Below are 12,080 nucleotides of genomic sequence, written 5' to 3'. Positions count from 1 at the left end.
TGTTATTGTTTCCTTCGTTGAATGCGGTCGGACGGCGCTGCGTCCTCCTCCGAGGGCGCTGGTGTGGGGCGCGCTGCGTGTGATCGCTCTGTACCCGCAGAAGATCGACGAAATTCGGAGGATCGGCGCGCGCGGCGCGGCGAGCTCATGAAGCGGCCCGATGAACGCGGCCTTGGGGGACGACCTCCTGCCGGCGTGCGTTCCGCCGGCTCGTGGGCAGCACCCCCTTGACCTCGGCCGGTGCGACGCCTCTGCAGCCATGGCTTGTGCTTGACCGATGGCTTCGGCCACGGGATAGCGCCTCGGATGCGTGACGTGCTCAGCCGGGCCGAGCCCCGTGAGATCGAGCTCAACCCGGGGACGACGAGGGGGCGCTCCTTCTGCGCGCTCACCGTGGGGACGGCGGCCTTGGCGTGCGCCATGTCGCTCGGCGCCGACGCGCGCGCGGAGCTCGGCGCGGTTCACCCTGAGGTGCTCTCCGCGCACGTGGCTGTCCGCGCGGCGAGGGGCCCCGAGGTCTACGGCGCGTTACGTGAGCTCTGGCGCACGTGGGACCGCGCGGATCCGACCCAGGTCGAGGAGGCGATCGCGTCGATCGCTGAGGCCGGCGCGACCAGCGCGCCCACCCAGGTCTATGCGGAGCTCCTCTCGGCGTACGCGCGCAGGCGTCGAGGTGATCTCGACGGAGCGGTCGCGAGGATCCAGAAGCTCGGGTTCATCGGCCGCTGGGCGACGATCGGACCGTTCGACAACGAGAACAAGGGGGGCTTCGAGCGGGCGTTCGGGCCCGAGGAAGATCTCGAGCAGCCGGTGGCTGCGGGCAGGACGTACGACGGCAAGGCGCGCGCGGTCCGCTGGCGCGTGCCCCCCGAGGCGCCGCAGTACGGGTGGTTTGATTTCGGCGATTTCATCCGTCCGGTGGAGAGCGTCTGCGGCTACGCGACGACGTTCGTCCGCGCGAAGGCTGGGACGCGCGCTCCTCGGCCGATCTCGATCTGGGTCGGGGCAGACGGGGCGTTCAAGCTGTTCTGGAACGGCGCGAAGGTCCTGGCCGATCCGGGGTACCGCGAGCTCGACATCGATCGGTTCGCCGCGCCGGTGACGCTGCGGCCCGGCTACAACCGCTTGACGATCAAGGTCTGCGGAGGTGCGTCGGCGCCCAAGTTCGCGCTGCGCATCGGCAACGAGAAGGGGGCGCCGGATCTTGATCTGGATGTGACCTCGGACATCGGAACCCAGGTCACGGCGCCTCAGGGGGAAGCGGCTGACGCGAGGCGCGCGGGCGGGGCGCGGGCGCAGGCCGAAGGGTCAACCTCCGGCGCGAAGCTCGCCGCGCGCGCGGCTGCCATCGAGGGGCCGATGCAAGCGTTCGAGCGAGCCGCGGGCGCCGCTCGACCTTCGCCCGCCGTGTTGGAGGCGTTCGCGCGGTACCTCATGCTCACCGGCGGCGACGCCGAGGGGGAGCACAGAGCGCGCGATCTCGCTCGGCGCTCCGCCGAGGCCGAGCCGAGCGTGCGTCGCTACCTGCTCGCGGGTCAGCTCTCCGAGGACAGGAACCAGCAGCGCGCGTGGATCGAGCGCGCCGCCGCGCTCGCGGGCGGTCGTGAGGACATCGACGTCCTGCTCTCGCAGGCTCGGCTCGCGCAGACGAGCCCGAACTGGCGGGAGGCGGCTCCGATCTACGAGCGCATCCTGGCCTCCGATCCCGATCATGTCGCGGCCGTCCTCGGGCTCATGGACCTCTACGTGGAGGCTGGGCTGAAGCGCACCGCGCTCGCCACGCTGGAGCGGGCGCTCGCGCGCCAGCCGAGCAGCGTCTCGCTCCTCCGCGCCTCGGCGGCGCAGCTGCGCGCGCTCGGGCGCGACACGGAGGCCGCCGAGATGGAGGCGCGCTACGCCGCGCTGCGGTTCGACGACTCGAGCTTCCTTCACCAGCAGGTCGAGCTCGCGGTGGCGCGCCGCGACCCTGCCGGCGCGGAGCGCTGGATCGAGCGCTTCCTCCGCAGCGAGCCTGACTCCGTCTGGGCTCGCACGGTCGCGGCGCGCACGTACCGCGCGCTCGGCCAGGGCGATCGCGCCCTCGCGGCCCATCAGCGCGCGCTCGCCATGGCGCCCGAAGACATCGGAACGCTGCGCGCTCTCTCGGACCTCTACGGCGAGGAGGGAAACCGAGAATCGCAGCTGGAGATGCTGCAGCAGATCCTGGCGATCAGCCCTCAGGCGAAGGATGTGCGCGAGTACATCGAGCACATCGAGCCGCCGAAGCCGCGCGCTGATGAGGCCTACGCCTGGGCGCCCGACCGCTTCCTCCCGATGCGGCGCAACGCTGACCGGCAGTATCCCAAGCGCACGCTGCGCAACCTGACGGTCACCACCGTCTTCCCGAACGGCCTGGCGAGCCGATTCCGGCAGGTCGTCTTCCAGCCGCTGACGGACGAGGCTGCGGCGAGCGCCCGGCAGTACGCGTTCGAGTACCAGGCCGATCGCCAGACCGTCAGCCTCCGTGCCGCGAAGGTCTACCGAGCAGACGGCAAGGTCGACGGGGCGATCGAGAGCGGGGAATCGGGGGCGAACAACCCGGCGCTCGCGATGTACACATCGGCGCGCACGTTCTACGTCAGCTTCCCGCGGCTCAACGCCGGCGACGTCGTCGAGCTGCGCTACCGCGTCGATGACGTCAGCCCTCGCAACGAGATCGCCGATCACTTCGGCGAGATCGAGTTCCTCCAGGGGGATGAGCCGATCGCCAGCAGCGAGTATGTGCTGATCACCCCGAAGACGAGGCAGTTCCACCTCTTCGCGTCCGACCTCCCTGGCCTCGTGCGCGAGACCAAGGAGGACGCCGAGCGGCGCATCTTCCGCTTCTCTGCCGCCTCGGTGCCGCCGGTGGCGCCCGAGCCGGCGATGCCCGCGTGGTCCGAGATCCTCGCGCACGTCCACGTCTCGACCTTCAAGACCTGGGACGAGGTCGGCTCCTGGTACTGGGGCCTCGCGCGTGAGCAGTTCGATGTGGATGATGAGGTGCGGAAGCGGGTGCGCGAGATCACGAAGAACCTTGCCGACGATCGGAGCAAGGTCCGCGCGATTTACAAGTACGCGACCGAGACGCGCTACGTGGCGCTCGAGTTCGGCATCGAGGGGATTCGCCCGAGGAGGTGTGCGCAGACGCTCGCTCGTGGCTGGGGCGACTGCAAGGACAAGGCGACGCTGATCGTCACGATGCTCCGCGAGATCGGCATCCCAGCGACGATCGTGCTCGTGCGCACCCGCATGCGAGGCGACATCGGGCCGGAGCCCGCGAGCCTTGCTCCGTTCGACCACGCGATCGCGTACGTGCCGTCGCTCGACCTTTACCTCGACGGAACGGCGGAGCACTCGGGCTCGACCGAGCTTCCGATCATGGATCGCGGAGCGATGGCGCTTCAGATCAACGAGGGCAAGCCGAAGCTCGTTCGCCTCCCGGAGCCTGCTCCCGAGGCCTCGGTCGTGCACCGGAACGTCGACATCGCGGTCAGCGCCGACGGATCAGCTCAGCTCGGGGTCGACATCCAGGTGGCCGGTGCGTCCGCGCCGGAGTGGCGGACCCGCTACATGGCGGAGGGGACGCGCCGCGACCGAGCAGCTCGTGACCTCGCCACGGATTTCGGCGCGGTCGAGCTGGCCCCCGGGAAGGCCGGGGTCGAGGTGAACGATCTCGAGGACATCGAGCAGCCGGCGAAGCTGCGGGCTCGAGGAAGAGCCGTCGCGCTCGCTCGAAGGGAGGGCGACAGCCTGTCGGTCCCGGCTGTCCCCACGCAGCGTCTCGCCACCGAGTTCGCCTCCCTCTCGGCGCGCACCCGCGACGTGATCATCCCCGCGCTCACCACGCGCCGGGACGAATGGACCATCCGGATCCCTGCCGGGTGGCGTGTCACCAGGGCGCCTCTGCCCCAGGACGTGGACACCCCCTTCGGCAAGTTCTCGCTCTCGGTCGAGCAGTCCGCGGGGAAGATCGTCGTCCGCAGTCAGATCTCCCTCACGAAGTCCCGGATCAAGCCGTCCGAGTACATGGCCTTCCGAACGTTCTGCGAGACGGCGGACCGCGTCTTCGGTCAGCGGGTGGTGTTCGGAAAGTGAGCGACTGAGCGACGCCCTGACCCCCGGCCCGTCGGCGCGCCGACCGGCCCCTAGCCGCTGCCTGGGCACTTGACAACCCCACGCCGGATCGCCATAAAGCGCCCCCTCTACGCATCCCTGCGGCGCAGAACAGCCTCTCCGGTGGTTCGGAGCGGTGGCCGCCGGGAGCGATAGGCATTCGGATCGAGGGCATCATGCCGAAGATGAAGACCAACCGCGCCGCGGCCAAGCGCTTCAAGGTGACCGGCTCCGGCCGCATTCGCCGCAGCAAGGGCGGGCTCAACCACTGCATGCAGGAGAAGAGCAAGAAGCGTCTGCGTCGTCTCCGCAAGAACGACATGGTCGATTCGGCGATGGAGAAGCGCGTCAAGTTGCTTCTTCCCTACGGCTGACCCTGGAGCAGTGAGGTAAATTACCGATGCCGCGTGTAAAGAGAGGCTTCAAGGCCCGTCGCCGTCGCAACCGTGTCCTCAACCAGACCGAGGGCTACTTCCTCGGCCGAAAGAACCGCTTCCGCCAGGCGGTTGAGGTGCTCCGCCACGCCTGGGAGTACGGCTACATCAGCCGCAAGCTCAAGAAGCGGGATTTCCGTCGCCTCTGGATCACCAGGATCAACGCTGCCGCGCGCCTCAACGGCACGACTTACTCCCGCCTCGTCAGCGGGCTCAAGAAGGCAGGCATCGCCCTCGATCGGAAGATCCTCTCGGAGATCGCGATCCACGATCCTGCGTCGTTCGGCGCCGTGGCGAAGCTCGCTTCGCCCGCAGCGGCGAAGTGACGGCTCCGCGGGGGTGGTCTTGAGCCCGCCGTTCGACCACCCCGATGCGGAACGGTCGAAATTGGCCAAGGCCGCCTCCCGTTCCTTGTCAGTGCCCGATTATCCTAATATTTCGTATATTTGACTCGCCTCCGTTGCGAGCGCTCCCTTGGGTTGCATCGCAGACGTAGAGTTCGGGTGCATCCCTCAGGCGGGGACGTGCGGCTGCCGTCGCTGACGCTGATCAGCATCATCAGTGTGAGGCAATTAGGCACCGAGCAAATGCGCAGCGTGCATTCCGTGCGCACCTGCTATGCACCACCGATGGCACCCTATGATCGTGCGATCAGGGTAAACTCCGACCCAGCCCAGTCCGCTGGCGACTGGCCGACCGTTCGTTGTCTCTCAGGGGCTCTGCGTCCCCAGCCGAGGCCTGACCGACCTAAGGCGTGATCCCGGTCCCCTCCCAGGGGACAGACTTAGCGATAAATTCCGCTGAGGCTAAACAATTTGCCGGAATTTCTAACTTTCCAGGCGATCTGTCGCGAAAAATAACCTTCTCCGCCTTCGTCCGTCGGGTGAGGGCTCGACATTGCCATCGGGAGGCCCAGGTTCAGGAAACATCGAAGCTCACTGAGAGAACGGCCTCAGCGGCTAGGTGCGGGTTCCTACACGCTGGAAAAGACAGCGAAGTTCCCCTGCCTGTGCTTGCGAGGGCGGACCCACCGAACCGCGGAACGCTGGCGAGCTCGAGGTGTCCCCAAGGAGAACAGGTTGCCGATGTTGTTGCGTCCCCGAAAGCGTACCCAGCCATGCAGTTCGGCTCGGTCGCAGCGAAATGTCTCGCTCGACAGGACATGGACAGCGCCTTCCGCTCTACATAGCGCACCCAGGCCGAGCTCTCAAACAGGAGAAGCGGGAACGCACGCTAAAAAAGGCACTGTTTTTGCTTCTGGAGCTGGGCTGCTACCGGGGACTGGCGCAGGAGCATCATTCTGCAAGAGCAGACCTGCCTCAGGTGAGAAGAGTTCGACCGGAATCAAAAGAAAGCACCAGCGGTTGCCAGTTTCAACAGGGGCTCCTTCGGTCAGCTCCTCCCCTCTGTTTGGCACGAAATCGTCTCGCCTGCCGTCAAAAGGTGGCGAGACATTTCAATCTCGCAAGGTCAGCCGTTTAGAAGTGAACGCCGACACAAAGACCAAGATGAGCACGTCGACCGCCCGCCGTCCAGAAACTGCGCGGAGAAACGCCAAGTCCTCTGTTGTAGGTGCCTCTGCGCGGCTCGCGGCATCCAAGAGCTCGCAGGGGGCCGAGACCGCATCGGCTCCCCGGCGGGGGGCATCGCAGACCACCGAGTTGGAGGTCTCCGAGGTCGAAGATTTCGGGGACAACCAGTCGCCGCGCTCGCACTTTCAAGGAGCTACCACCGTGGAGGGAGCCGCCATGAGGTCGACCAAGAGCAACGCCACTGTAGTGAAGGGCGACCCGCTCGCTCAGGGTGGGACGGCCACGCCGGAAATCGCAGCGCTCGGCCTTCTGGAAGACGACCAGACGGAGGAGACGGCTGTGCGACCCCGCCCGGCCGAGATCCTCGATGAGGAACGGGCGGCTGACTTCATCGATCTGGACCTTGGACCGCTCGATCGGCTGCCTCAGCCCGAGCGCGCGAGGAACCAGGATCGGGAGCTGAAGGATGTCGAGGACGGGGGCGGTGACTCGATGCTCGCCCGCTATTTCCGCGACATGGCGCTCCACCCCGTCATGGGGCCGGACGAGGAGCTCGACACCGCGCGGGCGGTCGAGCGCACGGAGGTGGAGCACTGGGTGGCTCTCCTCTCCTACCTGCCTGCGGCCGAGTACATCCTCACCGCGCTCGAGGAGGATGTCGCCAAGGCGGGTGAGGACGAGGTGAAGGCTCCTCAGATCGCGGAGATGCAGAAGCTCGTTCGCCTGGCGAAGAAGCAGAAGGGAAAGCTGCTCGCCGAGCAGGAGAAGCCGTGGACCCAGCTCTCCGAGGAGCTCGCTGCGGCTGTCCGTCTGCCTGACTCGGATCGCCTCTGGATGGCGCGTGCCTTCAGCATCGCGCGCGATCTCGTGCGCGAGCCCGACTTCGAGGACGACGTGAGCGATCCCGAGGAGACCCGCCCCACGCGGCCGAGGCTCCCGATGTCTGGCTCCTACCGCCGTTACCTCGATCGGGTCGAGCGATCCTTCCAGGCGCAGCACGACGCGAAGAACCGCTTCGTGAAGGCCAACCTGCGGCTCGTCGTGTCGATCGCGCGGCGCTACAACCGCGGGCGCCTGCCGCTCATCGATCTGATCCAGGAAGGCAACATCGGCCTGATGAAGGCGGTGGAGCGCTTCGACCACAGCCGTGGCTACCGCTTCTCGACGTATGCATCGTGGTGGATCAGGCATGCGATCAGCCGCGCCTTGGCCGACAAGGGCCGCGCGGTCCGCATCCCGGTCCACATGCTCGATACGTACAACCGCGTGGCGCGGGCGACGCAGGCGATCATCGCGCGCACGGGGCATGAGCCGACCATCGAGGAGCTCGAGAAGGAGACGGGGGTTCCGCGCGAGAAGCTCGACAAGGTGAAGGACTTCTACGCGGAGACGCCTTTCTCGCTCGATCGTCCGGTCGGTGACGAGGATGGACGCAAGTTCATCGACTTCCTCCAGGAGGAGAACGCGCTGTCGCCGTTCGATCACCTGGCCAACAGGAAGTGGAGCGACGAGGTCCGGCGTCTCCTCACCACGCTCACGCCGATCGAGTCGCGGATCATCCGCTGGCGCTTCGGCCTCGACGACGAGGACGAGCTCACGCTCAAGGAGATCGGCGACAAGTACAACCTGTCGCGCGAGCGCATCCGTCAGCTCCAGGAGCAGGCGCTCGGGAAGATCCGCAAGCAGATGCGCGACTACTGAGCGACGGGCTCAGCACGAGTCGGTGAAGCGGCCGCGCGGCGTCATGCTGCGCGGCCGCTTTGCGTGAGCCGCCCGAACACGCACCTGCGTGGGGGCGCGCCGAGGTGAGCGGGAGCCGGAGCTCACCGCAGCCCAGCGGGCCGACACGAGACAGCCCGCGCTCTCACGGCGTGCGTGCGTCCTTCCAGAGCTCGTCGGCGAGCGACTCGACGAAGTGGTCGATGGTCTTTCGCGCGGGGTCGATCTTCCCTGGGACGTCGGAGGCGAGCACGGCGAAGGCGATCGGGGAACGACCAGGGGGCGCGAGGATGTAGCCAGACAAGGCGACGACCGAGGCGAGCGTTCCCGTCTTGGCACGGATGGCGCGCTCCTTCGACCACCCACGGAAGCGGCTGCGCAAGGTGCCGTCGACACCGCCGATCGCGAGCTGCGCGGTGAAATCTGCGCCGAGCGCCGGATCGAGAAGCGCGGCGCGCAGCAGCCGGACGATGGCCTCCGGCGATGCGCGAGCGGCGTCGAACAAGCCCGAGCCGTTCCTCAAGACGACGTCCTGTCCGAACGCATCGAGCTCCCTGAGGGTCTCGCCGACCACCTCCGCGGCACCCTCGGCTGTGCCGGGGCGCCCGCGCTTCTCTGCGGCGAGCGTCTTGAAGATCGTCTCCGCGTAGAAGTTGTCGCTGTCCTTCCCGAGGGCGGAGAGGAGCTCGCCGAATGGCGCCGAGCGGTGGGCCACGAGGAGCCGCTTCTGGCGCTCACCGCCGAGCCGCACCCCGCCGGAGACGTCGACGCCCACCTCCAGCAGCATCTCCTTGAGCGCATACGCTGCGACCAGGCGGGGATCGTCGACTCGCCTCGCCAGGCTCACCGCGCGGCCGCCCTCTGGGATGTGCCCGCTGAGGTGCGCGACGAGGCGCTCGCCGTTCGGTTCGAGCCGGACCCCGAGCTTCTCTGGTGTGCCGCGCCTCGCGGTGGTCACCGTGCCCTGGAGCAGCGTGAAGCCCGGGGGATCGATCGCGACGGAGGCAGCCTGCCCCGCCTTCGACGGGCGCACCGTGAAGAGCAAGGCGTTCGCGTTCAGCGAGGCTGCCGCGACCGGGGCGCGGAAGGCCGCCCACTCCTCCGGCTGCTGTTCGAAGGCCGGAGGCACGTAGCGCGTGTCAAAGTAGCCCTGGTCGATCGCGATCGCCGCGACCTTCCGGACGCCGGACGCCCTCAAGGAGCGCGCCATCTCCCAGAGATCACGCGTCCTGAGGGAGGGATCGCCCGAACCCCGGAGCACGAGCTCGGCGACGGTTCCGTTCGACGCGTCCCCATAGAGGCCGGTCAGGTAGCGGTAGCTCGGTCCGAGCAGGCGAAGCGCGGCGGCTGCCGTGAAGAGCTTCGCGTTGGATGCAGGGTTGTACAGGCCGCGCTGATCGAAGGCCGCGAGCGCTGCGCCGCTGGCGACGTCGAGGGCGAGCACGCCGACCCGTCCCCCCAGGCGGCGCACGTCGGTAACGAGCGTCTCGACCCGCGCTCGAGCGCGCTCAGGGTCGATTTTTCGAGGTTCGTGCGACGCGAGGGGCGCTGGGGGCGCGCTCGGAGAGACGGGGGCTCCCTGGGTCGGCCTCGCTGTGGGGGTCGAGCGGTCAGCGGGAGCGGCGCCGCTGTCGAGCGGCTGGGAGCCGCCGGGGCGGGCGAGGAGCGACGAGAGCACGAGCGCGACCGCGGAGACTGTACGGCGGGGATGTCGAGGCATGAGATGTCTCCGCCTCTACAACGCCTCCACCGCGGACGCCTCCTCCGGTCGACCGGTCGTCGCAGCCCGGCGTCGCTCATCGGTGCGCGCGTGTGCGCTCGGGGTTGTCCTCGGAAAGGAGAGCTTGCTAGGGTGCGCGCAGACGCTCCTTCACGCTCTGTTCGAAGGGAGGACACCGTGTCCCAGCAGCATTCGACCCGCGCGCTCTTGCCGCTCATCATCCTCGCGGCTGCAGCATGCTCCGGCGCCAAGCCCAAGCAGGCAGGGGAAGACTACAACTTCGATCAGGCACCGTCTGATGTTGCCGCACCCGCTGAGACGGGGAGCTCCGGCGCCGAGGCGGGGAGCTCCGGCTCCGAGGCGGGCGCGTCGGCGGACAGCGGAGGCGGGCTCAACCCCGATCAGAAGAAGCAGATGGAGATCGCCCTGCGACGCGGAGGGGACAAGGCGGCGAACTGCGCCGAGGTTGTGTCCAACGCGCCGACGGGCGAGGGAGAGGTCAAGGTCGTGTTCGACGGTCAGAAGGGACGCGTGACCGACGTGTTGGTCGGGCCGCCCTTCGCAGGGACGCCCGCCGAATCCTGCGTGAAGCGCGCCTTCGTCGGAGAGATCGTGCTGCCGTTCGAGGGTGATCCGCTCGAGGTCCCGTACACCGTGAAGCTGCCGTCCAAGAAGTCGGGCGCCGGAGCTTCCGGAACGAAGACGCCATGAAGTTCGCCTCGATCGCCGTCGTCGCCGCGCTGGGGTTGGCCGCTGCCTCTGCCGGCGCGGAGGAGCCGGCGGCGCCTCCGCGGTACCCGCCGTCCTCGGCACGCGTGAAGGTCATCGTCGGCGGGGTGGCCGTGACGGCGCTCGCCTACGGCGCGGCGTTCCTCGCCGCATCGTCATGGCCGGAGGTCCCTGGGGCGAGCGAGCTGAAGATCCCGATCGCTGGTCCATGGCTCGCGCTCGCCAAGAACGGCTGCGCCGCGGACGATCCGGACTGCGGAGCGACGCTGTACGTTCGCGGGGCTCTCACCGCCATCGGTGGGCTCGCGCAGCTCGCCGGTCTGGGTCTCGTCGGCGAAGGGATCTTCATGACCACGGAGGCGCGCTCGGCGCAGCCTTCGACCCCTGCGGCGCTGACGGTGCGGCCGGCCCCGGTGATCACCGCGACCGGCATGGGCATCGGCGTCGTCGGCACGTTCTGAGCTACCGAGAACCGCGCGGTGATGCGCCGACGCTCGCTCACCGGCGGCGCCATGGCAACAGCGCGGGGCCGCAGACGGGCTTGCCCGTCATCCGTCCGATGCGCTCGATCATCAGCTCGACGCTGGCGCCGTACGGTACGCGCTGATCAGCGCTCCCACCGAAGACGCGGCCCGCTCCGATCACGTCGCCCGCGCGCAGCTCGATGTGGTTGCTGATGTACGCGACGGACTCCGCCAGCGAGAAGGTCCACTCGCCAACGCGCGAACAGGAACGCGTCTCGGCGTCGACGCGGACCTGGGTCCGCAGCGCCTCGACCGAGCCGAGCTCGTCGGGCGTGACGAGGACCGGGCCGAGCTGCGTTGCAAAGTCCTTCGCCTCCGACGGTGGGAGCCCGCGCACCAGCGACCGCGCCTCCAGGCTGCGCGCGGTCCAGTCGTTCAGCACGGTGTAGCCAGCGATCGCGCGCTCCACCTCTTCCGGGGTGGCGCGCCGCAGATCCTCGCCGAGGACCACCGCGAGGTTCAGCTCGTAGTCGGGCCTGTCCTCGAGCGGGGGGAAGGGGATCTCGGCAGCATGTCCAAGCAGCGCGCGGCTGTTGCCGAACCGATACCAGGGGCGCTCGGCGCCGTGCGCGTAGGGGCCGAGCTGGATGTACGCCGCGCGGTCGGTGGCGCAGGGAGGCAGCCACAAGATCGTGGCTGGGTGCAGATGCGTCGACGCGGGACGATCTCCGCTGAGCAGCCGATCATCCAGCGCGTGAAGGCCGGCGCAACGGAGCGCCACCACGCGCGTGTGAAAGTCCGACACGCCGCGGATGTCCGCGAGCTTCGTCCCGAAGTGGCGCTCTAGCTCCGCGACGTCGTAGAGCGCTCCGTCCCGTTCGAGCGCTACGATCGGGGTGGACGTCGCGAGCTGGAGCACGTGCGCGATTCTCATGGCGTGACCAGGCCCGCCGGGAGCCGGCGGAGCGTACCATCCCGGTCCGCCGAAGCTCTCAGGCCGGCGGAGCCCCCAGCACCTACGCCTGCGGCCGGCGGTCGGCGTCCGATCCCGAGGGACTCGACCCTTCTTGGGACATCGGATTGTCCTTTGCATTGACGCGCTGGGAGAGCGGCCTAGAATGCCGGCGGATTCAGAGCGGCATCACGTCGCGCAGGCTTGCCGTGGGTCCCTGCCGGTTGCAGATGGGCTCGTACGGCAGGTCAGGTTCTGTTGCCGGCGCGGGGTTCCCCGTCGCGGGGTTTCCTCCGGCTTCGGTCCTGCTGACGGGGCCGTGCGGCTTGTAAGCCGGGCAAGGTATTTGCCGTGGACAGCCGACCCTCGGCGGCGCTCACCTTGGAGCGCCGCTCG

Annotated in this window: 8 protein-coding genes; 6 read left to right on the top strand and 2 right to left on the bottom strand. The window is 68.4% G+C overall.

Features of this window, described 5'->3' with window-relative positions; genetic code table 11:
• Positions 1-306 precede the first annotated feature (306 nt).
• From WMF39_RS39200 to WMF39_RS39185, 4 genes are all read left to right on the top strand, one after another.
• On the top strand, positions 307-4,116 hold the full coding sequence (locus WMF39_RS39200; RefSeq protein ID WP_437741574.1) for a DUF3857 domain-containing protein: 3,810 nt from the start codon (positions 307-309) through the stop codon (positions 4,114-4,116).
• A 194-nt stretch (positions 4,117-4,310) separates the two neighbouring features.
• Entirely contained in the window at positions 4,311-4,508 is a 198-nt protein-coding gene (rpmI, locus tag WMF39_RS39195; RefSeq protein ID WP_012239854.1) for a 50S ribosomal protein L35, read from the top strand.
• Positions 4,509-4,534: 26 nt separating this feature from the next.
• Entirely contained in the window at positions 4,535-4,894 is a 360-nt protein-coding gene (gene rplT / locus WMF39_RS39190; protein WP_012239853.1) for a 50S ribosomal protein L20, read from the top strand.
• Positions 4,895-6,316: 1,422 nt separating this feature from the next.
• Entirely contained in the window at positions 6,317-7,801 is a 1,485-nt protein-coding gene (locus WMF39_RS39185; RefSeq protein ID WP_437741573.1) for a sigma-70 family RNA polymerase sigma factor, read from the top strand.
• A 163-nt stretch (positions 7,802-7,964) separates the two neighbouring features.
• Here WMF39_RS39185 and dacB read toward each other — a convergent pair whose 3' ends face one another.
• Positions 7,965-9,539, bottom strand: coding sequence for a D-alanyl-D-alanine carboxypeptidase/D-alanyl-D-alanine endopeptidase (gene dacB / locus WMF39_RS39180; RefSeq protein ID WP_437741572.1), 1,575 nt, complete (start codon positions 9,537-9,539; stop codon positions 7,965-7,967).
• A gap of 177 nt (positions 9,540-9,716) precedes the next feature.
• On the opposite strand from dacB, the gene WMF39_RS39175 reads away from it, so the two are divergent.
• Together WMF39_RS39175 and WMF39_RS39170 are read left to right on the top strand one after the other, a co-directional pair.
• Positions 9,717-10,250: a hypothetical protein gene (locus tag WMF39_RS39175; RefSeq protein ID WP_437741571.1), complete on the top strand. Its 534-nt coding sequence runs from the start codon at positions 9,717-9,719 to the stop codon at positions 10,248-10,250.
• Positions 10,247-10,729, top strand: coding sequence for a hypothetical protein (locus WMF39_RS39170; protein WP_437711171.1), 483 nt, complete (start codon positions 10,247-10,249; stop codon positions 10,727-10,729). Before WMF39_RS39175 ends, WMF39_RS39170 begins: the two co-directional genes overlap by 4 nt.
• A gap of 37 nt (positions 10,730-10,766) precedes the next feature.
• On the opposite strand, the gene WMF39_RS39165 is transcribed toward WMF39_RS39170, so the two are convergent.
• The gene (locus WMF39_RS39165; RefSeq protein ID WP_437741570.1) at positions 10,767-11,666 is read right to left on the bottom strand and encodes a fumarylacetoacetate hydrolase family protein; all 900 of its coding nucleotides are present in this window, start codon (positions 11,664-11,666) and stop codon (positions 10,767-10,769) included.
• Positions 11,667-12,080 lie beyond the last annotated feature (414 nt).

The organism is Sorangium sp. So ce1504 (assembly GCF_051521635.1).
GTDB classification, from domain to species: domain Bacteria; phylum Myxococcota_A; class Polyangia; order Polyangiales; family Polyangiaceae; genus Sorangium; species Sorangium cellulosum_B.
The sequence above is the reverse complement of the archived record's forward strand: the minus strand, read 5'-3'. Positions and strand labels throughout refer to the sequence as shown.

Excerpts from the sequence above, each read along its gene's own strand:
- WMF39_RS39200 (WP_437741574.1), top strand. The coding sequence starts at position 307 with ATGCGTGACGTGCTCAGCCGGGCCGAGCCCCGTGAGATCGAGCTCAAC.
- rpmI (WP_012239854.1), top strand. The coding sequence starts at position 4,311 with ATGCCGAAGATGAAGACCAACCGCGCCGCGGCCAAGCGCTTCAAGGTG.
- rplT (WP_012239853.1), top strand. The coding sequence starts at position 4,535 with ATGCCGCGTGTAAAGAGAGGCTTCAAGGCCCGTCGCCGTCGCAACCGT.
- WMF39_RS39185 (WP_437741573.1), top strand. The coding sequence starts at position 6,317 with ATGAGGTCGACCAAGAGCAACGCCACTGTAGTGAAGGGCGACCCGCTC.
- dacB (WP_437741572.1), bottom strand. The coding sequence starts at position 9,539 with ATGCCTCGACATCCCCGCCGTACAGTCTCCGCGGTCGCGCTCGTGCTC.
- WMF39_RS39170 (WP_437711171.1), top strand. The coding sequence starts at position 10,247 with ATGAAGTTCGCCTCGATCGCCGTCGTCGCCGCGCTGGGGTTGGCCGCT.
- WMF39_RS39165 (WP_437741570.1), bottom strand. The coding sequence starts at position 11,666 with ATGAGAATCGCGCACGTGCTCCAGCTCGCGACGTCCACCCCGATCGTA.